General features: G+C 54.2%; 19 protein-coding genes and 1 tRNA gene. 2 read left to right on the forward strand and 18 right to left on the reverse strand.

Features of this window, described 5'->3' with window-relative positions:
* Window positions 1-2: 2 nt before the first annotated feature.
* The gene (locus LG202_RS11105) at window positions 3-308 is read right to left on the reverse strand and encodes a helix-turn-helix domain-containing protein (protein ID WP_003454714.1); all 306 of its coding nucleotides are present in this window, start codon (window positions 306-308) and stop codon (window positions 3-5) included.
* A gap of 104 nt (window positions 309-412) precedes the next feature.
* Between LG202_RS11105 and LG202_RS11110 the strand changes: the two genes are divergently transcribed.
* Window positions 413-1039, forward strand: coding sequence for a LysR substrate-binding domain-containing protein (locus LG202_RS11110; protein ID WP_003454711.1), 627 nt, complete (start codon window positions 413-415; stop codon window positions 1037-1039).
* 32 nt (window positions 1040-1071) lie between these two features.
* Here LG202_RS11110 and LG202_RS11115 read toward each other — a convergent pair whose 3' ends face one another.
* Window positions 1072-2928, reverse strand: a complete 1857-nt coding sequence (locus LG202_RS11115) for a tyrosine-type recombinase/integrase (protein WP_004265627.1) — start codon at window positions 2926-2928, stop codon at window positions 1072-1074.
* Window positions 2929-3166: 238 nt separating this feature from the next.
* Window positions 3167-3240: transfer RNA gene (locus LG202_RS11120), tRNA-Gly, on the reverse strand.
* A 147-nt stretch (window positions 3241-3387) separates the two neighbouring features.
* Between LG202_RS11120 and LG202_RS11125 the strand changes: the two genes are divergently transcribed.
* Window positions 3388-5523: a TonB-dependent receptor domain-containing protein gene (locus LG202_RS11125; protein WP_230348441.1), complete on the forward strand. Its 2136-nt coding sequence runs from the start codon at window positions 3388-3390 to the stop codon at window positions 5521-5523.
* Here the strand turns inward: LG202_RS11125 and LG202_RS11130 are convergent, their stop codons facing one another.
* From LG202_RS11130 to LG202_RS11200, 15 genes are all read right to left on the reverse strand, one after another.
* A complete protein-coding gene (locus LG202_RS11130; RefSeq protein ID WP_230348442.1) occupies window positions 5524-6546 on the reverse strand; it encodes a hypothetical protein in 1023 nt (340 codons plus the stop codon).
* Window positions 6547-6635: 89 nt separating this feature from the next.
* On the reverse strand, window positions 6636-6842 hold the full coding sequence (locus tag LG202_RS11135; protein WP_230348443.1) for a CsbD family protein: 207 nt from the start codon (window positions 6840-6842) through the stop codon (window positions 6636-6638).
* 146 nt (window positions 6843-6988) lie between these two features.
* On the reverse strand, window positions 6989-10522 hold the full coding sequence (locus tag LG202_RS11140) for a glycosyltransferase (protein ID WP_230348444.1): 3534 nt from the start codon (window positions 10520-10522) through the stop codon (window positions 6989-6991).
* A gap of 52 nt (window positions 10523-10574) precedes the next feature.
* Entirely contained in the window at window positions 10575-11756 is a 1182-nt protein-coding gene (locus LG202_RS11145) for a hypothetical protein (RefSeq protein WP_230348445.1), read from the reverse strand.
* A gap of 54 nt (window positions 11757-11810) precedes the next feature.
* Window positions 11811-13001: an FkbM family methyltransferase gene (locus LG202_RS11150; protein WP_230348446.1), complete on the reverse strand. Its 1191-nt coding sequence runs from the start codon at window positions 12999-13001 to the stop codon at window positions 11811-11813.
* Window positions 12998-14605, reverse strand: a complete 1608-nt coding sequence (locus tag LG202_RS11155; protein WP_230348447.1) for a glycosyltransferase family 9 protein — start codon at window positions 14603-14605, stop codon at window positions 12998-13000. The genes LG202_RS11150 and LG202_RS11155 overlap by 4 nt, the downstream gene beginning before the upstream one ends.
* Before the next feature lie 75 nt (window positions 14606-14680).
* The gene (locus tag LG202_RS11160; RefSeq protein WP_230348448.1) at window positions 14681-15304 is read right to left on the reverse strand and encodes an LbetaH domain-containing protein; all 624 of its coding nucleotides are present in this window, start codon (window positions 15302-15304) and stop codon (window positions 14681-14683) included.
* Window positions 15294-16439: an aromatic ring-hydroxylating oxygenase subunit alpha gene (locus LG202_RS11165; RefSeq protein ID WP_230348449.1), complete on the reverse strand. Its 1146-nt coding sequence runs from the start codon at window positions 16437-16439 to the stop codon at window positions 15294-15296. The genes LG202_RS11160 and LG202_RS11165 overlap by 11 nt, the downstream gene beginning before the upstream one ends.
* 27 nt (window positions 16440-16466) lie before the next feature.
* Window positions 16467-17108, reverse strand: a complete 642-nt coding sequence (locus tag LG202_RS11170) for a NeuD/PglB/VioB family sugar acetyltransferase (protein ID WP_230348450.1) — start codon at window positions 17106-17108, stop codon at window positions 16467-16469.
* The gene (locus tag LG202_RS11175; protein ID WP_230348451.1) at window positions 17108-17848 is read right to left on the reverse strand and encodes an SDR family NAD(P)-dependent oxidoreductase; all 741 of its coding nucleotides are present in this window, start codon (window positions 17846-17848) and stop codon (window positions 17108-17110) included. The genes LG202_RS11170 and LG202_RS11175 overlap by 1 nt, the downstream gene beginning before the upstream one ends.
* Window positions 17845-18600: an SDR family oxidoreductase gene (locus tag LG202_RS11180; protein ID WP_230348452.1), complete on the reverse strand. Its 756-nt coding sequence runs from the start codon at window positions 18598-18600 to the stop codon at window positions 17845-17847. The genes LG202_RS11175 and LG202_RS11180 overlap by 4 nt, the downstream gene beginning before the upstream one ends.
* 5 nt (window positions 18601-18605) lie before the next feature.
* Window positions 18606-19658: a ketoacyl-ACP synthase III gene (locus LG202_RS11185; protein WP_230348453.1), complete on the reverse strand. Its 1053-nt coding sequence runs from the start codon at window positions 19656-19658 to the stop codon at window positions 18606-18608.
* Window positions 19659-19667: 9 nt separating this feature from the next.
* The gene (locus LG202_RS11190; RefSeq protein ID WP_230348454.1) at window positions 19668-19892 is read right to left on the reverse strand and encodes an acyl carrier protein; all 225 of its coding nucleotides are present in this window, start codon (window positions 19890-19892) and stop codon (window positions 19668-19670) included.
* Window positions 19893-19900: 8 nt separating this feature from the next.
* The gene (locus tag LG202_RS11195) at window positions 19901-21064 is read right to left on the reverse strand and encodes a DegT/DnrJ/EryC1/StrS family aminotransferase (RefSeq protein ID WP_230348455.1); all 1164 of its coding nucleotides are present in this window, start codon (window positions 21062-21064) and stop codon (window positions 19901-19903) included.
* Window positions 21061-22719 (reverse strand): O-linked N-acetylglucosamine transferase, SPINDLY family protein, encoded by a 1659-nt coding sequence (locus LG202_RS11200; protein ID WP_230348456.1) that lies wholly within the window; start codon window positions 22717-22719, stop codon window positions 21061-21063. Before LG202_RS11200 ends, LG202_RS11195 begins: the two co-directional genes overlap by 4 nt.
* Between the last annotated feature and the right edge of the window lie 263 nt (window positions 22720-22982).

Raw genomic sequence — 22982 nt, forward strand, 5'->3', positions numbered from 1 at the left:
CTTCAGTCCGCTGATTTAGGCGGAGCCGTCTCTGCCAGCTTGGCTTCAGTCAGCGCCATCAAGTGGGCAGAACTGCATTTCAGCGCACGGGCGATTTTGAGAATGAGGGGGAGCGTGGGGACATGCTCGCCACGCTCGATCTTTCCCATGTGCGAACGCTCGATTCCTGACAGATGAGCCAGCGTTTCCTGGGCGATGCCTTGACTGGTTCTTTCTTCACGCACGGAGGCCCCAAACGCGATGGCTGGTTCCGCTTCGTAGGTTGTTGTCCCGGTGGGCCGGCCTCTTTGAATCGAACGCTTTTGCATTGCCAAAAGCGTCGAGGATTGACACGATATAAACCACGTTAAACTTAACTCAATAGAAGCGACTTTATCGGTCGCCGCGAGTTCACTGCCTGGAGGAACTGGACGTGAAATCGAGCGATGCCTCCACTGAAATCCGGGTGGCTGTGCTCGGCGAGTGGGTGCCTTCACCGCTTGCCGACTTGCTGGCGTTGCAGCGCGCCGAAGAGCCAGAGACCGCCACCGCCTTGATCGGATGCAGTTCCACAGCGCAGGCGCAGGAACTGCCGCACGATAACTTTGACTTGGCCCTGTCCACAGCCGCCTGGGAGTGGCCAGGCTGGGTGTGCGAGCCGTTGTGGCATGACACGCTGGCAGTCGCCGTCGCCAAGCGCTCGCACCTGCTGTCCTACCGTGAAGTGCCTCGCCAAGAGCTGCTCAAGCAGCCGTTGATCTGCGCGCAGTCAACGGCCGACGAGCCGTGGCGCGCGGTGGCGCATGGCCTGGTCGAGGATGCACCGCAGGGCCATGAGCAGACCGTCAGCACCTTCGACATGGCGATGACGCTCGTCTCCGCGGGCTACGGCATTGCCGTCGCACCCGCCGCGAGACTGACCTGCTACCTGCGTCGCGGCATCGCCGCGCGGCCATTGGCTGGCGCACCCATCATCGTGATGGCCTACCTGCTTCGCCCGTCCTCGTCCTTGACCGAGCCCCAGGAAAGATTCGCCCGCCGCGCGCGCTCCGTGTCCTGAGACAGGGGCGCGCACTGCTGGGCGCTGGCGCGCTACGCAAACGCCACCTGCTGCGGGGACCACTCGCTTTCCTTCACCGTCGTGCTCACCGCCATGATGATCTTGTCGAGATTTGTGGCACTGACGCTTTCCAGAGCCGAGCCGCCGCGCAGCTTCGCGCGCGGCTGCAGGAGCGCGTTGTAGATCTGCCAAGGGTCGGCGCCCCTGGTCAGCTTGAGGACCGCCTGGATCAGCGCGTGCTTGACCGGATCGAGATGCCAATCCGGCACGCGCTGACCACGGTTGCCCAGGTTCAGCGCCAGCAGGTTGCCGGCCTTGATCTCGTAGCTGATCCACCGGCGGGACTTGCCCGCCATCTTCGCGTACTCGGCGACTGGCAGGTTGTGTGGTGCCTCGAAGACATCGACCAGTTCCATCCGCTGGCGCTGTATGTCGGACAGCGGTTCCTCCATGACGGAACGCGGCAACGGCACTGCGGGCAGCCGATGCGTCTCGGCTGACACCAGTGGCATCGCGTCTCCCGGCCTGGTCACGATCAGGAGCGGCGCCGACGCGGCCGCTGGTTTGGGTGGCGCACTCGCGGCTTCCTCATCCGAGAGGACGGGCACGCCCTCCAAATGAATGGTGAGCGGCATGCTCGCTGCCTCGACCATGTTCTGCTCGAAGAGATCGAGCCGGTCGGCCCAATCCTGCATCATCCGCCGCCGCTGCTCGACGTACTCGGCGTGGTTGTAGGTGGCACTGACCTTGTTGGGATCGACGTGCGAGAGTTGCGCGTCCACCCACACCTTCGGGTAGCCGATCTCGTTGAGCGCGGTGGACATCGTGCCCCGGATGCCGTGCCCGGTCAGCAGGTCGCGATAGCCCATGCGCTTGAGCGCGCCGTTGAGCGTGTTCTCGCTCATGCGCTTCTTCAACTCGCTGTCGTGGCGGAACAGATAGTGCTGGGCCGGTTTGAGCTGTTCGAGCAGGTGCCGGACGATCTCGATGGCCTGCACCGACAGCGGCACGATGTAGGGTGGAATGTCCTTGGGCAACTGGCGCTTCCTGCGCATGTCCACCTGGAGCTGCTTCACGACCTCGGGCGGGATGATCCAGAGGCCCCGATCGAGGTCGAACTGATCCGGCGTCGCCAGGCGCAGCTCGCCCGTGCGCACGCCGGTGAATAGCAGCAGCCGCAGACCGAGCTGGGTCTGCAGCCGGCCACGATACTTGCGCAGGCGCTGCAACAGCTTCGGCAACTCGGCCATGCGCAGGAACGGGTTGTGGTTCACCGGGGGCAGCGGCAGCGCCACCACGTCGAGGTCGGAAGCCGGGTTCTGCTCCAGGCCCGGCACGACCACCAGCGCGTAGCGGAACATCTGGTTGAACCACGTCCTGACTTTCTCGGCGACGGAGAGCGCCTTGCGCCGCTCGATCCTGGCGATCACTTCCAGCAGGTCAGGGCGTTTGATGTCGTAGATCGAGCGCTTGCCCAGCAAGGGCAGCACATCCTTGGCGAAGACGCGAGGGAGGATCGAGAGGGTGGTCTGCCGGCCCTTCTTGAGGCCGCGTTCGCGGTGGGCAAGCCACTTCTTGTAGATCGCCTCGAAGGTGTTTTCACCGGCGAGTTTGACCGCGGCGCGCTTTTGCTTGCGGTGAAGGCGCGGGTTGATGTCCTTGGCCACCAAGGCGCGCGCCTCGTCACGCAGGGCGCGTGCCTCACGAAGGGACACCTCGGGATAGGTGCCCAGCGACATGCGCTTGGGCTCCTTCATCCAGTAGTAACGGAAGTGCCAGCTCTTGCTGCCCGTGGCCGTCACGGCCAGGGAGAGACCATCGATGTCTGGAAGTGTGTAGGCCTTGCCGGTGGCTTTGGCTTGGCGGACCACCAAGTCTGAGAGTGCCATGCTCTAGCTCCTGAACATGAGTCAGGAACCAGATGCTTAACCCATCGACCTCAGCGCCCTAGCAACAATCCGGAAGCCGTCGTGCCCGCAAAAATGGACACAAAAATGGACATAAACGTCGTGGCTTCAGGTGGATTTCCGTGGAGCCCACTGGAACATCGAGGTGTCGAAAACTCAACCAGAATCAACGACTTACGATGCCTCTTGGACTTCCTCAGAATTCCCTGGAACGATGCAGTGGAGCGGGCGACGGGAATCGAACCCGCGTATCAAGCTTGGGAAGCTGGCGTTCTACCATTGAACTACGCCCGCACAGGGCGCGATTATACCCGTTTCTATCATCTCGAACATGCTTTGAATGCGGCATTATGTCGCATTCTTAAGCCTCTCCATTCCCACTACAATCCTTCGCTTTGCCGCTTATAGCGGTGTACTTGGTGCAGGAGTAAGGGAATGGGGATGAAAATAAGTGTACAGGCAGGAACAAGGCAAGCGATACCATTCAAATGGGCGGTAGTGGTGTTGGCTCCCCTGTTTGGTAATGTGGCTCAGGCAGAGCCGGAGCATGATCATGCACAGCACTTGCCTGAAGTCGAGGTCACAGCCCACGCCCATGATAGCGACAGTGATTTGCACAAACGTATGGTTAATAGTGCGGATAGTACGAGCTTGTTGCAGGACTACACTGGGCTATATTCCTATCAGGCAGGCGGTATCTCGGCCTTGCCAAATATCCGTGGCATGAATGACAACCGCATACGTATCCTGGTCGATGGCGCAGAGTTGACAGCGGCCTGTGCCAATAACATGAATGCACCGCTGACGTATATTTCCCCTGCCGCGGTTGCCAATATCAGCGTGCTGGCAGGGATTACGCCAGTGAGCATGGGGGGTGACAGTATTGCTGGCACTATTGCTGTGGATTCCGCCCAGCCTGTTTATGCGGATAATGCGGATGCTTGGTTATACCAAGGCAGTTTCTCCACGGTATACCGTAGCAACAGCAATGGCTTGAGCACTGCGCTGAGTGCCACGGCCGCCAGTGACAACTTGAGCCTGAATTTCACCAGTACCATGGATAGAGGCCAGAGCTATCGTGATGGCAATGGTGACAAGGTGCGTGCGACGCAGTTTGAGCGCCATATCCAGACCCTGACTATTGGCGCCAAGGGTGAGAATGAGGATTTTGTGCTGCGGTTGAGTCACCAGGAAGTGCCGCATCAGGGTTTCCCAAACCAGTATATGGATCTGGTCGGTAACAAGGCAGATTCGATTAATGCGAGCTATAACCGCCGTTTCGCCTGGGGTGATCTCGATACGCGCATTTACTGGCAGGAAGTGAGCCATGAGATGGGTTTTTTCTCCTCCGAAAAAACCGGCAGCATGCCCATGAAAACGCATGGTAAGGACATGGGGTACAGCGTAAAGGCGACCATTCCGTTAAGTGATGCACATACCTTGCGTATCGGTAATGACCTGCATCGCAATCGACTGGATGATTTTTGGCCTGCTGTACCGGGTGACACCATGATGATGGGCCCGAATACCTATGTGAATATCAATGATGGTCGCCGTACTCGCTTGGGCGTGTTTGCTGAAATGGAGTCTAAGTGGAATAGTCGCTGGAGTTCCTTGTTCGGGGCGCGGGTTGACCATGTGCGTACTAGTACTGGCGAAGTGCAGGCTTATGGCGGCATGATGGGCATGGCGGATATTGCGGCTGCGAGTGCATTTAACGCAGGTAGCCGCTCTGCCAGTGATAATCACCTTGACCTGACTGCAACAGGTAAATATGAGTTTTCCGAGACGACCAGCGTGGAGTTCGGCTATGCACGCAAGACACGATCCCCTAACCTGTACGAACGCTATTCTTGGGGAGCGGGCCAGATGGCGCGGATGATGATAGGCTGGTTCGGTGACCTGAATGGCTATGTTGGCAACCCTGACCTCAAGCCCGAGAAGGCCAATACCATCAGTGGAACCGTGGACTGGCATGATGTTGATAAGAAATCCTGGCAGCTCAGGGTGACGCCTTACTACACCTATGTACAGGATTATATTGGTGTTGAGCGAATCGGTACATTTTCCTCAGGCACGCGTGCTTATCTGCGCTTTGATAACCAGGATGCTCAGTTCTACGGTATCACTGCCGATGCCGCCAAGCAGCTTTGGCACGATACGGCATGGGGAGAGGGCCGCGTACGCGCTAGCTTTGCATGGACACGTGGCGAGCGCACCAACGGTGATTCGCTCTACCAGATCATGCCGTTGAATGCCCGGATTAGCCTGGAACAGAAAAAGGGTGCGTGGTCTAATGGCATGGATGTGCAGTTTGTTGACAGCAAAACGCGTGTAGATGATGCACGTTTTGAGCGTGAAACAGGTGGATACACCCTGGTAGACCTGCGCAGCAGTTATCAATGGCAGAAGGCGCGCCTGGATTTTACCGTCACCAACTTGTTTGACCGCTACTACGCATTGCCTACCGGTGGCTTGAATTATGCAAACTGGAGAGCTGAGGGTTCTGTGGGGCAGATGGGGCAGGTGGCTGGCATGGGCCGTTCGGTCAATGTTGGCCTGACGCTGGATTTCTGATTAGTCAGCTGCGTGGGCCGGACGCTCAGCCCCAAACATCCTGACGTAGCGTTCGCGCATGGTGGCGCTACCCTGCATGCCGCCCTGGTGTATGTAAAGCCAGGGCTGCGTAAAGCGCTCACGATGTTGCAGGATGCAGGCCCAGGCGGGCAAGTCATATAGCAGATCAAAGCTGATGCCGGTTTCTGCAGTCAACTCGGCTTGCAACTCCCACAATTCGCGGTAGAGCGAGCCAAAGCGATAATGCGGTGCATGCGCAAGAATGTCAGGCATACCTGCTGAAATTCCCATCTGCGAGAACGCCTGTTGCAGGTAGAGCGCATCTCCATACACCGGGGTAGTGATCACCTTGGTTCCTGGCATGGCGGCGGCAAGATGATAGGCGCTGACTCCGGTGCCGGATGGCAGGAATACCTGATGAAAGCCCAGTGTGCTGCCAGTTTCCATGATCTCCTGGCCTAGCGCTGCAAAGCCATGAGCGACATGTGCATGATGGGCCCCCTCACCCAGCATCCATTCATTTTCATCCGGCACAAAAGCCTGTTGTGTCATGCGGCGATAAAGCTTGCTGTCGATATGCATGTGCATGCCGCGATGCAATGCCAAGGCAAGATTGCCCTTGGGCTGTGCCTTGAGCTCATCTGCCAAGTAGGGCAATACATAATGGAGCTCCGTGCCCATGAGTTGTGCAAGTGCACTCAAGGCCAGCATGGCGTTGGATTGGGCAGAGCCATAACTCCAGATGCGCTTGGGTGCTGGAAGTGATGAAAGGTTTTCCAGGAAGTAGGCCAATTTATAGAGCTTGTTGCCTTCGATCGCCTCGAAATACTCGGCTGGTATGCCTTGGCAGAATGCAGGTGCAGGCATGGTCTTGACAATACGATTGCCAGAGAGGACTGCCGGGGAAAGCAGGCTGGATTCGATGCGCAGGATGAAATCTATCCCGGCAAAACTACATTGTAGATAGCTGAAACTGGGCAAGGCCATGGGGGAGGCTCGGTAAATGCTAGTGATGATACTCAAGCAAGACCTAGACCATCAATAGAAAACACCGGCCATCAGGCCGGTGATAAGGGAGTATTACTAGAGGAGAATCAAATCACACTATTTGACTAGTGTTTGGTACAGGTCTTGTTGAAGGACTCAATCTGCTTCTCGGCCTCTTCCTTAGAGATGCCATAGAGTTCCTGCAACTTGCCGGACAACATTTCACGGTTGCCCTTGATTTGCTCGAATTGATCGTCGGTCAGCTTGCCCCATTGCTGGCGTACCTTGCCCTTGAGTTGTTTCCAGTTACCTTCTACTTGATCCCAGTTCATGGTCTGCTCCTTAGATAAGTTATTCAGGTAGAAAATCGCAATGCGATTCGTCTGGTAGCCATCATAGGCAATGACCAGGGGATAGGCAGTAGGGGGAAGGATGAATTGCCTGTCAGTGTATGCTGACAGGCAATGAGGGCACAAGGTTAGTCACTATCTGGTAGCCAGGCGCGGCGCCACTCGTGCAGGTGCGCCCCTTCCAGCATCCAGTGTGCTAGCACCTCTTGACGCAAGGCATCGCCTGCCTTTGCTGCCGCATCCAGGTCGGCAGTGTGCATACGGATTGCATCGACCCAATCGCGGAAGCGGTTCTTCACACGCGTGACAGGCAAGTTATCCTCCTGGTAGCAGCGGATATCGCTGCAAATGACCGGGAAGCCACATGCACCATACTCCAGTAGGCGCAGGTTGCTCTTGCACTCGTTGAACAGGTTTTGCTCAACAGGCGCCAAGGCAAGATCCAGGTTGAGGTTGGCAAGCGCTTGTGGATATTGGTCGATGGGTACTCCACCATGAAATTCGTGTACATAAGGGCGCAACGCTTCTGGGCACATGCCAAAGAAAACCCACTCGACTTCATCTGCGAGCTCTTTTACCACATCGGTAATCAGCTCAAGATCGCCAGTATGGCTATTGCCACCTGCCCAACCTACACGAGGTTTGGCCGAGATGCGGCGCTGGCTTTGCAGGCCTTGCCACCAACTGACAGGCAGGCGATTCTTAACGACGCGAATGTCAGCATGCAGATCAGCAAAAGCTTCTGCCAGTGCCGGGGTAGAGACGACAAAACGGTCAACAAAGCCCAGGCCCTGCCGCAAAGCCTTGACGGCATCCTTGGTGATCAGCTTGCGGTGCATGTTTTTCATGGGCAGGTTGGGCAGGTAGTCATCCAGCTCATATACCTTGAAAGCCTGCGAAAAAGCTTTCATCCTGCGGATCACCTCAACACGCTCTTCCGTGGTTTGACGTTGCAGGATGATGGCGTCAGGTGCGTAGCGCTCCAGCTCAACTGGGGAGAGCAGGTTGCCGGAAATCGTGCCATCGATGAGGGTTGCATCGCGCATGGCCATCAAGGGTTGGATGACGCGATAGTGTCCGCAGCCATAAGGGTCGGCGTGATGCGCCAGGATAGTAGGCACTGGCTTCCAGGCTTGTAGTGGACGCCAGGAGAGTGTTGGCTCGGCAAGCTTGAAGCCTGGTTCTGCCTGTAGGGAGAAGCCCGGGTTATAGGCAGGATCGCGTGCTAGCGTTGGCAACCAGCGCGCATACATTGCATCCTCCTCGCTGATGCTGGCGGTACTACCCAGCGGCATATCCATAAGCAGTGTGACGCGTGGCGTCCACACATTCAGGAAGCCAGCCTGATGCAATTTCAGGCATAAATCGACATCGGCCCACCGTGAAAGCAAAGGTTCTTCATCAAAACCGCCAGCTTGCAGAAATAGCTCACGGCGCAACAACAAGCACTCGCGGCTCAATGCAGTGTATTGCTGGTCAAGCTGCAAGCGTTGCATATAGCCGCTGTCATCATGCGATAAGCCTTCAAAGGCCTGCCCTGCCGGGCCGTGTAGCCCGAGCAGCAAGCCCGCATGGCGGATCTTTCCATCGGCAGAAACCAGCTTGCCGCTGACGGCACCTACTTCTGGGCGCTGGCCATGATTAAGCAGTTGCTGGAGCCAGTCCGGGCTGAGGATGCCAGCACCATCGCCCAGCCAGAGCAGGAATTCACCATGTGCTTGTTGAGCAGCCTGATTGCAGATCGTTTCATGAGATAGGCCTGCATCAAAGCGCAGCACGCGCAATTGCGGTAGCGCCATCGATTCAATACCAGCGAGCCAGGTGCAAATGTCGGCGGCCTGATTGCCATGGTCCAGCAGTAACACCTCGTAGTTGGCGTAGCTGGTGTTCTCCAGCAGGGTTTCCAGGCAGCGCTGGATTTGCGAGAGTCTATCCTTGACGACAATGACGATGCTGACGCCGGGCTGTAGTGCATGGCCATAATCAATGGCATAACACCTGGGCATATGGCTGCGCACAAGCGCTTGTTCATAACCGCGATTGCGCAGGTGTTGTCCTATCACTGCCTCTTCCTCTGCGCAGTCTGCCATCTCCAGCTTGTTGCCGATCATGACGGGCTCGCTGATATGGGCGATGCTGCCCAGACCTAATTGTTCTATCAGGCGTAACTGATACTCCAGCTCAAAAGCCCGGCCTGTTGTCGTCGAGAATCCGCCTAGTTCAACGAGGCTTGCTCTGCGGAAAAACCAGTGGGGTGACATGCTGGCCGGGAAACTGAGCAATAGATCCAGGTTGAGGTCGGGGCGCAAATTGAGGCCAAGCTCGTTGTCCTCCAAGCGCAGGATGTCATCAGCATAGGCGGCATGACAGGAGGCGGGCAAGGTCGGCAAGTCCAGCGCACTGATCAACAGGCCGCTGGGCATGAATTCACTACCTGTCTCGGCCAGCAGTATCCACTCGGCTTGTGTTTCGGTCAGGGCAGCGTTGATGGCCGCGGTAGTACCATCGGCGGATGGTACTGTGACTAGTTTGGCGTCATCTGGCAGCGCAAGTGATGCTAAGGGTGAGAATACCCAGATTTCAATGTTGTGATAGGTGTTGGCTTCACGCAGTTTGCCAAGTGTGTGCTCAATGGCTTCCTTCGTTCCCTCGAGGTCAATCAGCATGATGGCAATACGTGGGCCACCCTGTTGTGAGGCAAGATGTTGGTCGATCAGTGAGCGCTGTGCCTCCGTTGGGCGACGAATGCCCAGCCAGCTTGCGAGCGAGACACTGCCCAGGCCTGCTGCACGCTGCAATGCGGCTAGCAGATCGACAGGCTTGAATATGCGTGCTTTCAGCGGCGTGATGGGAGCAACATTCACCAAGCGGTTGTTCCCTGATGTGCGGTACCAGCCTAGGTCGCGAATGGCCTTGCGAAAATCGGCATGACCCTGATTGCCGATGCCAGCCTGATCGCGGCCTATCTGGCTGAATTGGGCGCGGGAAACGCGGAAGTTGGTCAATGGCTTGGCGAGGAAAGCAAAGTTGCCCCGCTGCAACAGCTTGACGCACAAGGCCAGGTCTCCCACCCAGTCGATGATCTTGCCATTGAGTGACATCAGCGTCTCGGCCATCTCCAGCACATCATTGCGTCGCACCATGATGCAGCTTGGCTCTCCAATGAAGTTGATCGTATGGTCACCCAGAAAAGACACCAGCTCCTTGCCATTGATAATGACATCACCAGAAAACGGGAAGCAGGTCGCCATGATATCTGGCAAGGGTTCGCCATCTTCATCAATGCGTTGCCGGCGTGAAGATGCCAACACAATTCCTGCCTCGTTTTCCATGACGGCAACCAGTGAGGCAATACAGTCTGGCTCAAGTACGTCGTCATCGTGTAGGAACTTGATGTATTTGCCTTGAGCAAGCTTGATGCCGTTCACCGTGCTGGGGAGCTCGCCATCCGGGACAGCATTTCTAGAGTAGTGAATCGGGAAAGGTGAAGACGCCTGCTTTTGCTGGACAAGCGCTTCGATATCCCGCCCAGGGTTGTCATCGCAAATAACCAGCTCCAGCGCTGGATAGGTCTGCGCCAGTGCACTATCCAGGGCTTGCTCGAGGTACTGGAGCTTGTAGGCTGGCATGACGATGCTGACCAGCGGGAGTGCACTTACCATTTGGAACCTTGTTAAATAGATAGGGCGAGCTGATGAGAGAGGCTGGCCAATTTTAATGGCCGTTTACAATGCTAGAAATAGTTTTTAATGAGATAGGGTGCCCTGAGTAATCCAGTCCACTCAAGAAGTATTGGGGTGCGACAAAAATTTCTTCTATTTTTTCGGGTATGTCTTGAAAGAGATGTTTGTATTTTTTATGCACAAAGAATGCATTGCTCCCCGTGATGTTGCAACAAACAGGAAAGTATCCATATTCAGAAAATAAGTCGACAAAAGAGACAAAGCTTGCGCCAAAGTAGTCATCACCAAGCCATTCATGGTGGTCATTGTAGGGAATGACAAACTTGATGGGGGGAATGAATTTGGCATTATATTCAGTGATAAACACATGAGGCTGTATACCTGAATCGAGTAAGGCTTTTACGAAGTGCCAATCATTGCCATCAAGATCCATGGAAACAAGATTGCATGCATATTCACCAATCGCTTTTAATCCAGCACTGTAAAGTTCAGTGATGTTGTCTCTAGTTACCCATTCTTTAGAATAATAAAATCCAGTTTCTGGTTCTCGTGTGACGGGAAATGCCAAGTCCTGATTTCCAATCCAGAACCCTCTCCAATTGGAGGCAAGTAATGACAGAGTATTGTTCTCAGTGCCGTCTCCAACGCCATATTCTGCAAATACACCCTCTTGTAATTCCAAACGCCTCAATATCTCAAATGTAATGCCATCCTCTTCATTCTGTGAGTACACTTTTGCAGCATGCCGACTTAACGGGTTGGGGTGTTTCCTCAGGGCCTCTTGGCCTGTATACCTTAGGAGTCGAAGGATTTCATGTGTTTTCGTGTTGATTGCGGACACCGTGTGCTTGTAAATTGAGAGCGGGTTGTCTTCCAAGAAAATATCATATTGCGCAGTATCAATGGATAGGCCTAATTCTGCCTGCGCATCTAGAAAATTCAAATGGCTAATTCCAGCTTCTTTACATAATTTTTCCACCCAATCACGGCCTTGCGGGCTGGCAGAGAAGTCAATCGCGATGGCATCAGGGTACTGTTTCGCCTGTTCCAGAAATTGGGTGCTCGTCCAGCGGGTGATGCCGTGAATAGTATTGGATGATCTTTCATCATCCACTGCCGCAATGGGATGGTTGCAAGCCTGTGCCACCTTATCCCCAAATGCGGAACCAATACGAGACATGGGAGCCATTAAGAATACAAAGCGGTTTTTCATTTTTATGCAGTCCCGGAGTTAGTTAGGCTGTTGGATATTCTGTAATGCAATGATTTAACCTATATCACTCACTTGCGAGTGGACAGTCCAGTCACAGCGTTCTGTGCCGGTTTCTTCGCACAACCGGGCAACCCAGGCGCTACCTTGCAGACTGGCAGAGAAGTCAATCGCAATGGCATCAGGATATTGTTTTGCCTGTTCTAGGAATTGGACGCTGGACCAACGCGGCGCTCCGTGAATTGAAAGAATGGATGGCGTGTCATCAATAGCCGCAATGAGGTTGGCGCAGTTTTGTGCTATGCCTGCGCCAACTGCAAGCCCTATACGAGAGAGAGGGGCCATGAGGAAAACAGGCCTTTGGGTTGGATTGCGGAATGGTTTGATTTGTTGTCCATGCGGGCTGCTAAATGTTGTGGATGATTGATATGTAGGATCTGTTTCGTGAATGGCCAATAAGTTGTGATGGGCCTTGAAAAGCCGGTATTGCATGTTTTCCAATAAGCGGGAAAGCTCGGCGAGGTCACTTTTAATCCACTCAACGAGAATGATGGGTTTGCAGGTTTCGAGCGTTTTCCTACCACCGCGCAAGGCTTCTATTTCCATTCCCTCAATATCAATCTTCATGAAATCAAGACGGGTGAGGTTGAGGCAGTCTATGGAAACCATCTTAGTGGGCGTGAGAGCCGTTTCATTATATTGAATAGCCTGCCCGATGAACTCGGTGCCGAGATGATGCCGTATCTCAAGGCTGCCGTAGCTTGCGGGGTGGTTGTAGTCTGGTTGCGGGACGCCGATGGTCCCTTCGCTCTCTCCAATCGCGCTCCATACAGCTCGCGCATTGAGGCAATTATTGATGGCGAGATTGCCGGCTAATGCATAAAAAATCCGCTCCTGCGCTTCAAAAGCGGTCACTGATCCCCACTCATGCATTTGCCGTGCCCATTCAATGGCGTGAACGCCAATATTGGCTCCACAATCCAATGCGACGACGCCGTCACCGAAATGGGTCCGCCGAGATTGCAAGAGATCCAGAACCAGTGATACTTCCCATTGATCGAATGATGAGTTATTCAATAACTGCCATCCAACGCCATATTGGCTGCCGTCGGGAGTCTGGTTGTAGTCGTTACGGTTCAGGATCATTGTTCCATGGTGGGTAGAACCCAAAACAAAGGCAATCGGTTTGGCAGGTGGCGTCATCAAGTTTTCTCCAAAAAATTTAAGAGGCAGGAAGATGTTGATCACATCGGTATGCCGAACACATCGGCGACATTTGCAGGCGGATGTGCCGGACTATCTGAACTGTCATCCAATGCTTTGTGGACAAGATCAAGCACATCTTCTACCGCAATATCCCGAATGCATGGAACAGGTCCTCGCGCTTCTCGTGGCAGGGTGCAGGACCATCCGCAGCCGTAACAACTCATTTCCTTGATCGCGGGAATAGGTTTTTTGCCTGCCAGCTCCGACGGGTAGGGCACAAACATGCCATAGTGCCCTCCTCCCAAGATGCAGATTGAGGTGGTGTCGACTGCTGGTGCGATATGAACGGCGGAGGTTTCATTGCTGATTAAAATCTTTGCGCCACGAATCAGTTCAACTAGCTCCACCCAGTTCGTTTTTCCAGCAAGATTGATCACTTTGCCAGAAAGCGCTGCTTCAATTTCGTCGCACAAGAATTTCTCGCTTTTTGAACCACTCAATACGATATGCCAATTGAATTGTTCAGCGAGTTTGTTTGCGAGCATAGCAAATTTATGTGTCGGCCAGCGTCGACCGTGCCAGGATGCTCCCGGAAACAAAATGCAGTATGGACCATCAATCGGTGGCACTTTTTCTGCTTTTAACGGCAGCGATGCGATTGCCGGGGCAAGGTGCTTTCCTGTCAATATGGAAACAAATTCGGCATCTCTCTCGATCTCTGGGCGGATAGGAATGCTAGATTGTAGTAGCTGTGTATACCATGGATTGGAACGTTCAAATTGCGCGGATGGTATGCCCGTGACGCGCAAGTGGCTGATGCTGCCACCATGCCAACCAATGCGTTCGGGCGACCCGCTTGAGCGGATGAGCACGTCATCACGAATCAGGTAGCGGAAATAGGTAGGCTGGATGATGGTTGCATAATGTCCAAAGCGTAGCTTCAGCATTATTTTCCAGCGATATATGAGTTGCCTGAGAAATTTCTTATATTCAATTGGAACTACTATATCCCAGTAAGGGAGTGTTTTTGCATACTCCGCCCAAGCTGAATTGCAGAATAGGGTAATTTTCTTATCGGCATAATGTTCGCGGATATGTTTGGCCGAATTCAGCCAAATAAAGAAATCACCCGCGCCATCCATCCTAATCAAGGCAATATCATTGCTCCTGCGTTGCCAGAGGCATGTGTTCGCAATCAACCAATCGCCTGCGCTGCGTACTTTATATCGCCAGCCACCCCATACATGGGCGTGGCGTTCATCGGGATCTACATGTTCATATAGCCTGAAAACAGCAGTGGCTTGCCAATTATTCATGCAGGCGACATTGTTTTTCCAGCACAATCGGTTGAAATATTCTTTGGGCTTTTTATTTTCACAAGTATTGATTGCAATCAGATCATCGTGTTGCGCCGCCAATGTTGTAAACATGGTAGACGTGATCAAGGGGATATTGAAATAGGTTTCTGCTTCTTTAATGCGGAAGTCATCCACAATGGCAATGATTTCGCAGTGGCGATTAGCCTCAGGCAGACCTAGTATGCCTTCGCCTGCATGAGAACCAAGAATGACCACTTTGGTGGCATCGCCATTTTTTGCGATGATTTTCTTAGCTTTCCAATAAAAATAATAACTTTTGAGATTCATATGCACTCATGACAGAGCAGAGGATAATTCGATTGCAATGGTAATTAAGTATGAATATTTCTTATGGGCAATTGGTCAGTTGCCATAAACGTATATCGGCTCATCATAACGAATGTCATATATGGTCTTATCCGCAATGTCGGCATTGTAGACTTGTGGCCAACCCAGTTCAGCACCTTTGCCAATGTTAATTCCTGAGCGCAGGATAGAACCGGTACGTAGAATGGCATGTGTGCCTACTTGGACGTGTGACCCGATTTGAGTTCCTGCTTCCACCCACACTGATGCATGGATGCGGCAATTGCTTCCCAAGTGACTGTTTGCATGAATAACGCTGTTGTAATCAATTCTGCAACCATGGCCGACCACTGCTTGTGGCCCGATAAATACGTTTTTCCCAATAATGACATCTGATGCGACATTGGCGTTTGCACTGACCAACGGTTGAAGGGAAAAACCGCGCTCCAAAGCTGCTTGAAACAGTTCCATACGCTTGAAATTGCCGAAGCGCTCGTCAAAGGCGATGAATACGTCACCAGTCTTTGGATTTAATTCGTCAAAAATCGACAAATCGAATGCATAGTCGCTGTCTTGTATCACTTCCAGTTTTTCAATATTTGCGTTGGGGTGTGTTTGTTCCCAAGAATGCCAAACTTGATCCAGATAGTCACCGCTACCTATTATCCATCTAAAGTTCATGTTCAGTCTCCATCAAGGTGGTATACCAGCGTTCGATCAGTCTATTGGTGGATTCGTAAGCGCCTTGATTGGGGATGGGAGCATTAAGATGCAATCCAGTTTGTATTTTTTCCAGCATATCTACATCCTCCCCAACGATTTGCTTGCTGCCATGCATGTTAGCAAGCAGCACTTGGTGGGATGAGGCGATGGGTTGTTTCTTGCGTGCGGTTATCCAGTACAGTTCCAGGTCTGTTTTATCCGGAGCGATAGGAATATGGTGCTCGATTGTGAACGAGTGACCGCCATTGCCGCTGGCAATGTGCAGGTTGGGGATGCTAAGCCAATTGTAGTAGGCATCCTGATCGCCCCAGCGCTCGACGCTGGAGTGCCATGGAGCGCGACGCATGTCGGGGATCATGGCATCCCTTCCTCCATAACTGAAGCGGCGCATTTCCTTGCGTAAGCCCTCTGGGGTGTTGTCCGTCAGGGGTAATTGCGATTCTGAGCATTGACTCTGGTCAATGGTGGAAACAAAGTCGACATAGTTTCCAAAGCTTTTGGGATGGAGAAAACGCACATGGTTGAAGTCGCGCAAGTTTTCGTAAACCAGCTTCCAGTTGAACTTGCAGTGCCAGGTTGTCACCATGACTTCCGTGTCATAAGCGAGAGAACTGCTTTCCAGGGATGCGAGAAATTGCGGCGAGAATTGTTCCTCCAATGGAAGCGGCTGGGGATCAAGGTTGATGAACAGCAGGTTGCCTACGGTACGGAGTGCAAACTCACGTAGTTTCAGTGATTGTTTTTCCGCCTCGTCAAACAGGTAGATGGCATCGCAATGCGGGATGTTGCTAACATGTCCCGTCGCATCGTACTTCCATGCATGATAAGGGCAAACGAGCGGCCGGGATCCAACGGGCTCCGTTTGCAGCGGTGCGCTTCTGTGCAGGCAGATATTTTCGAACGCATGCAGCTTGCCATGGGCGTTCTGGATCACGACAGGAGTGCCTGCCACCTTGCGGGTGATGAATGAATTATGCTGAGGCAACAGTGTTTTCAATCCGGCAAACAACCACACCTTGCGGAAAATCTTGGTCTGCTCACGCTCGAAGATTTCCTGCGAGAGATAGTATTTGGGGTGCATGCGCGATTGCATCAGTAGCTTCCTAGAAGATTTGCGCGATTAGAAAATGACTTTGGCCGGGTTGCCGAAGACGGTAGCACCGGGCGGCACATCTTTGATGACGACGGCTCCGGCACCTACGGTGGCGCCCTCGCCTACCTTGATGCCAGGGGTAATCGTGGCATGCGGGTAGACAATGGCATGCGCGCCAATCTGTGCGCCACCACCGATGAAGACCATGGCACCGATTTGTGCGTAATTGCCGATGCGTACATCGTGGCTAAGGATGGTGGCGCTATGGATGTTGGCGAAATCCCCGATGTGCACATCCGGGCTGATTTGTACGCGAGCGGCCCAGAAGCACCCTGTTCCAAGATGGACGCGTACGCTGATGTAACCGTCGGTGTTGTAGGGGGTGCGGATGTGGATGAATTGTGCGCCCTTGTCGAGCAGGGGGCGTGCATATTGTTCGCGTCCGCGAGGCAACCCGATGGCACAAACAAACACTTCATCATCTTGTGGCATATGTGTCAGGGGATTTCCCACGATATGTGCGCCGCAGTCTATGCCATCCAGCATGTGTGGGCGTGTATCCAGAAATCCGGCAATCTCCCATGTCTTGCCGCAATCCGGGTCATCGCGCATTTGCACCAGCACTTCACGACCCCAGCCACCAGCGCCGATGATATAGGCCTTCTTCATCAAATTACTGCCCCACCGTCCATGACCAGGCTGGTGCCTGTGACCCACCGGCTGGCGTCCGACAGCATGTAAATCACGCCATTGGCTACATCGTCGGGAGTGCCTAGTCCTAGCGGATGCCTGGCCTTTTGCTCTTCCAGCTGTGCTTGGTGTGCATCCCACATCGGGGTGGCAATCGCAGAAGGTGAAATGCCATTGACGCGAATTTTACGTTTGGCCTGTTCCAGTGCGAGGCATTTGATCATGCCGATCAGTCCGGATTTCATGGCCGAATAAGGTGCCAGGCCGCGGGTGCCACTATGTGCCGCGGTGGATAGCATGAACAGGATGGAGCCTTGTGGTGCGATGGCGTTTGCCTGTAGCAGGCGTTGCGTCAGCATCACGGGTGCGAGAAAGTTGATGCGATACATGTCTGTCATCAGCTGTTCGGACAGTTGTCGCACTGGGCAATGCTTTTGCATGCCGGCACAGTGCATGAGTCCATTCAATGTGGGTATTACGCTGACCAGCCTATGCCTGTCTTCTTCGCTGGTCAGGTCTGCCAGCACTTGTATATGGCCCTCCCCCTGCAGCTGGTCATAACTGGCCTGCAACCGCTCCTGGTTGCGCCCAGTAATGATCATGCGTGCACCACGTGCGGCGCAGCGAACGGCAATATGCTGGCCCAGGCCTGACGATGCGCCGGTGACCAGAATGGTTTTTCCTTCTAGGGAAAAGGGATTGATCACAGCAACACTCATGCGTAAATATCCATGGGGGTACTCAGACCGCCATCCAGGATGAAGTAATTACGCGTAATCCAGCGGCTTGCATCCGACAGATAAAACACGGATGCGTAGGCCACGTCTTCAGGTTCGCCCATGCCCAGTGGTGTGAGATCGAAAAGCGCATCCATATTGCCTCCGCCTTGCCCCAGGCCTTCCAGCATAGGGGTGCGTACATAACCGGGTGAGAGGCAGTTGGCGCGAGTGCCTTGCTTCGCGACTTCCAGTGCGAGTGAGCGCATGGCACCTAGCAGGGCCGATTTACTGGCAGCATAGGCGGAGGTCGCCAAGGCGCCGCTATGAGATGACAATGCGGCGATAAACAATATGGACCCATTGGCCGCAATCCGTTTTTTTGCGAGCAAGGCCTTCGTCAATAGCAAAGGGGCAAACGTGTTGCTGTCGAAAATCTCGCCCAGATGGGCTTTGTTCATCAGGCGAAAAGGGACCAGTCGCGACATGCCAGCGGCATGCACCAGCCCGTTCAACACGCCAGCTTGTTGTGCCAGCATGTCGATATCCTCTTGTTGTGATAAATCTGCTGGCAGCACAGTATGCCCTTCTCCGTGCAACGAGGCAGCAGTTGCCTGCAGACGATCTTGATTGCGCCCGGTAATGACCAGCTCTGCGCCCATTTGCGAGCAGGTAATGGCAATTTGCTTGCCTATTCCAGACGATGCGCCGGTGACTAGCACGCGTTTGCCGGTCAGTGAAAAAGGATCTTGCATGTGGCTCATGAAATAATCAATTCAGGGAAGATGGCATCTTCCACCTCTACAATCGCTCCTCCCCAGGAAAGGCCGACACCAAAGCCACAGAACAGCAGGCGATTTTTGCTCTTCGCTAGCGCATCACGTAGGCGTACCGTGGTTGTGACTGGCAATGAGGCACCGCTGGTATTGCCGAATTCACGCAAGGTCGACGGCACCTTTTCTTCTGGCAGGCCCAGTTTTTTGCGGATGGTTTCATTGATCATGCGGTTGGCCTGGTGGAAGATGAAATAGTCGATGTCATCCTTGGCAATACTGGAATAACCCAGCAGGTTCTCCACCATCGGGGGCACGCGCTGTGTAGAGAAACTGATCACCGCAGGGCCGTCAAGCAGCAGGTCCAAGTCTGAACGCCAGAAACCGTCATCTCCCTTGCGTGCAATGCCGTGCTCAAGCTGGAACGGGTTGCGGTGCCCACCGACAGGCACGATGATGGCCTTGTAGCCGCTGCCGTCACTGTTGAGGTCGAAGTACATGGGTGCCGCGCCTTCCTGATATTCCAGTGCTGTGGCAGTGCCAGCATCGGAAAACAACGGATCTTTCAGCGGGTCTTTATGCTTGTAGCTCGAGCGATCACCGAGCAGGATCAAACCTTTCTTGATCGCGCCTGAGGCAATCATGCTGCCCAGAAGCTGTAGTGCAAACGGGTAAGCAGAACAGCCAAGATTAACGTCAAAGGCAATCGTGGAATGCGCCAGGCCTAGCCGATCTTGCAGGATAATGGCGGTGGCCGGTACCAAGTAATCTGGCGATTGCGTCACCACGATCAAGGCACCGATCTCGTCGCGTGACCATTGCAGTTCATTGAGCAGCTTGTCGGCGGCATCGTAGGCCAAGTCGGAAAAACATTGCCACTCCGGGCAGACACGACGCGTTTCGATACCGATGTTGCGTACCAGCCTCTCGCGCTCTGAGCGCAGGTGGGGCGGCACATCATTGACGTTATGCACGACCTGCTTGGGCACGCAGGTCGCCATGCCGGCAAAGCGTACGTTCTTGAGTGTAGAGGTGGCCATGGCGGAATCCTAGGCTAGCAGTTGGTAAAGGTCTTGCACGGTGCTCGCTTGTTTCAGGTGCTCGCCGGTGATGGTTTTGCCATATTCCATGTCAAACATGACGATCACGCCAAGTGCTGCCAGGGAGTCCCACTCTGGCAAGTCTGTCAGCTTGGTGTCGGGTTCAATCTCGACGGCTTCCTGAAAGTCGACAGCGGTAATGAATTTCTCAATAAAGGTTTCGATGTTGTCCATGGTTATTCTCACTGGGATTGATGCGCTAAAGTTAAGTTTGCCGTCGCCAGGCAAGTGGCTTCGACAACACGAGTGATATCTTCACGGCTCAGGAACGGTGAAAACGGCAAGCCGATCAGGCCAGAGGCCACGGCTTCTGCCACGGGTGTAGGTTGCTTGATGATGGGTGCCACCTTGGCTGCATGCTGGTGCAGCAAGGGTTGATACCAGCGTCGGGTAGCGATGTGGCGTTGCTTGCATATCGCTTCCAGGCGGTCACGTGCATCGGCAGCCATGCGCAGGCAGAAAATCGTCGGCGCGGCCAGCGTAATGCCTGCTTGCCATTGTAGTTGGTCACCGCAGGCATCTGCGAGTGCCTGACGGTAATCGCGGTAAATGTTTTGCCTCAATTGCGCTTGGGCATCCCATTGGTCCAGGCTGGCATGCGCTACGGCGGCATGGTATTCCGAGAGCTTGGCATTGCTACCGACAAATGACAGGTGTCCGACTGGGAAGCCAGCATTGGAATCCAGGTTAATGCCGAAGTTACTGAGCTGGCGGACATTGGCATTGATGACATTGTCGCCGCTGACGACCAGCCCGCCCTCGCCTGCTGCCAGAGATTTGGTGGCATGCATGCTGTAAACCACCGGGATATCAGGCGCTTCTACCCACTGGCTACCAAATGCACCTGCGGCATCAATCAGCACCCTGATGCCAGACTGTTGCTGGAAATGGCTCCAGCGCTTGGTATCCTGTGGTTGCCCAAATGCAGCGACAGCCAAGACTGCCCTGGCGCCGGTTTGTACCGCAGCCTCGGTGGCGATTTCAGGGGTGAGCAACCAGCTGTCGGGGTCAATATCGGCAATGACCGGTGTGTAGCCAGCGCGGATGATGGCCGTCAGTGAGGCAACAAAAGTCAGGGCGGGCACGATCACCTTGCTGCCGGGCGGTAAATCCAGGCTACTGAGCACCAGTTCCAGCCCCAGCGTTGCGCTGCTGGTGGTCGTGACGTGTAGCGGATAAGCGCCATGCTCTGCAAATATGTCTGCGATCCGTGATTCCAGGGCGTTATTGAGCGGGCCAAAGTTGGAGTAATGGCGGTTGTGGTCCAGTTGCGCCAGATATGGAGCAAGCGCTTGCCGGTCAGGCAACAATGGTGTCAATAACGGGATGGCAGCATGCTTGTTCATATCGTTTGCCCTTGTCTTTCTTCGTAGGCACTGCGCAGTTGTTGAAGGTCTTCCGTATAGGGAGTATGAACGCCGAGAAATTTGGGTTTGCCCAGCAGGTAATTAAGCCAGAGCTGTCGGTAAGCGGTTTCCAGGTCATGGCAGCGACCCGCATAATCCATGAGCGTGGAGTGCTGCATCAGTTGGCGTGCGCGTGCGCGGTACGCAGTGAGCTGTTCTGGGGCGTCAAGCAGGTTTAGTACCTTGGAGACATAGTCATCTTCGCTGCTTGCCACCCACTCCTGCAAACCCAGGCCCTTGAGTATAGCGGCGCTTGATGCAGCCACGGCGTCGGTGGCATCCATCGCAATCACCGGCAGCCCCATCCATAGGCTATGCAAGGTCGTGGTGCCGCCGGATACCGGGAAGCTGTCGAGGGCAATATCGACGATCTGCCCGCGCGTCATGAATTCATCCATGGGCACCATGGGCGAGATGATGATGCGGTCCAATGGCATCTCCAGCCTGACCAAGCGCGGTTCTATGGTGTTTACGGCATCTTCAGCGGATTGCTCTTGTACATGAATGAGCAACTGCACCTCTGGACGTGCTTCGAGGATGCGCTTCCATACCAGCAGGGCTTCATCGGTGAGTTTGCGCGAGCTGTTGAGCGAAGCCAGCGTGGGCGGGTTGCCTTGCAGCATGGGGGGCAAGGGTTCAAGTGGTGCGTTGGCAGGCGGGATATAGCTGGCCATGCAGTTTAGGCGGAATAGTTTTTCAACATAAAATTGCTCACTACCCGCTGGGTCCATGCTCCAGTCGGTCAGGCGATAATCCATTTCCTGCATGCCTAGCGTACCACCGACATAGCCCAGCCAGGTCACTTGCACTGGCGCAGCGCGGCGTGCAAAGGTAAACAGGCGGTGGCCCTGGGTATGGCCGGAAAGGTCTACCAGAATGTCGATTTTATGTTGGCGAATCAGGGTATGCAGTGCCTGGTCACTAAGCTTTGAGACATCATGCCAATGTGGCACCAGTTTTTTTAGTTTGTCAGTGACGGCATCCTGGTGTGGGCTGGTGGAGTAGACGAAAACATCGACCTGCGCCGCGTCGTGGTGAGCCAGCACTGGTTCCATGAAATACGCCACGGCGTGGTCACGCATATCACCAGAGACATAGCCGATACGCAATGTGCGATCAGGGGCGCGGTCATAGTCGAATGGCTGGGCCAGCTTGCCTAGCGAATCGGCAAAGCGCTGCCCCCATTCTGCATAAAGCTGGCGCTTGCTGGCCGGATCTGGCTTGGCGATGGAGTGAATGTTGGCGCGATCCAGTGCGTAAGTGGCGTTATCCGGTTGCATTTCCGCTGCATGGTCGATGAAGGCACAGGCTTCTTCATGGCGACCCAGGTAGAAATAGGCAATGGCTAGGCCGTAAATGGCTTCAATGCTTGACGGGTCCATGCCCAGCACGAACTCCATGGTTTCGGCTGCCTGCTGGTATTTCATGGTGCGCAGGAACAGGTGGCCGATTTTGAGCCAAGTCTGCAGTTGGCTAGCGCCAGCTTCTAGTGATGCGGTGTAATTTGACAAGGCTTCCAGGTAGTTGTGCTTTGCCTCGGCAGCGAGGCCGGCTTTGAACAACGCCTGTGAATGTGCGGATGGCTGATCTGACAATTTCTTTGCCTTGTCTTATTTTCTCGTGGTTTTCGCCCTGTATAACCTGCCGAAGCCTATATGGCGCCGAATATCGCGTCAAGCAGGACGGTGGAGGGCATGAGGCCCATGTTCTTATCTTAGTATCGGCGTTGCCTAGGCAATGTTGAGAGAAGCTGTGGAAATAGCTGCTTATTCAAGCATTTCAGCCTGCTGATTATGCTTCTGGTTTGCTAATTACCCATTAACCTACGTAAAATATCGCTCTGTTGGCAGCGGAGCTG

Source organism: Methylobacillus methanolivorans (assembly GCF_054588515.1).

Bases quoted from the DNA above. Each gene is read 5' to 3' on its own strand.
- LG202_RS11105 (WP_003454714.1), bottom strand. From the start codon at position 308: ATGCAAAAGCGTTCGATTCAAAGAGGCCGGCCCACCGGGACAACAACC.
- LG202_RS11115 (WP_004265627.1), bottom strand. From the start codon at position 2,928: ATGGCACTCTCAGACTTGGTGGTCCGCCAAGCCAAAGCCACCGGCAAG.
- LG202_RS11125 (WP_230348441.1), top strand. From the start codon at position 3,388: ATGAAAATAAGTGTACAGGCAGGAACAAGGCAAGCGATACCATTCAAA.
- LG202_RS11135 (WP_230348443.1), bottom strand. From the start codon at position 6,842: ATGAACTGGGATCAAGTAGAAGGTAACTGGAAACAACTCAAGGGCAAG.
- LG202_RS11140 (WP_230348444.1), bottom strand. From the start codon at position 10,522: ATGGTAAGTGCACTCCCGCTGGTCAGCATCGTCATGCCAGCCTACAAG.
- LG202_RS11145 (WP_230348445.1), bottom strand. From the start codon at position 11,756: ATGAAAAACCGCTTTGTATTCTTAATGGCTCCCATGTCTCGTATTGGT.
- LG202_RS11155 (WP_230348447.1), bottom strand. From the start codon at position 14,605: ATGAATCTCAAAAGTTATTATTTTTATTGGAAAGCTAAGAAAATCATC.
- LG202_RS11160 (WP_230348448.1), bottom strand. From the start codon at position 15,304: ATGAACTTTAGATGGATAATAGGTAGCGGTGACTATCTGGATCAAGTT.
- LG202_RS11165 (WP_230348449.1), bottom strand. From the start codon at position 16,439: ATGCAATCGCGCATGCACCCCAAATACTATCTCTCGCAGGAAATCTTC.
- LG202_RS11170 (WP_230348450.1), bottom strand. From the start codon at position 17,108: ATGAAGAAGGCCTATATCATCGGCGCTGGTGGCTGGGGTCGTGAAGTG.
- LG202_RS11175 (WP_230348451.1), bottom strand. From the start codon at position 17,848: ATGAGTGTTGCTGTGATCAATCCCTTTTCCCTAGAAGGAAAAACCATT.
- LG202_RS11180 (WP_230348452.1), bottom strand. From the start codon at position 18,600: ATGCAAGATCCTTTTTCACTGACCGGCAAACGCGTGCTAGTCACCGGC.
- LG202_RS11185 (WP_230348453.1), bottom strand. From the start codon at position 19,658: ATGGCCACCTCTACACTCAAGAACGTACGCTTTGCCGGCATGGCGACC.
- LG202_RS11190 (WP_230348454.1), bottom strand. From the start codon at position 19,892: ATGGACAACATCGAAACCTTTATTGAGAAATTCATTACCGCTGTCGAC.
- LG202_RS11195 (WP_230348455.1), bottom strand. From the start codon at position 21,064: ATGAACAAGCATGCTGCCATCCCGTTATTGACACCATTGTTGCCTGAC.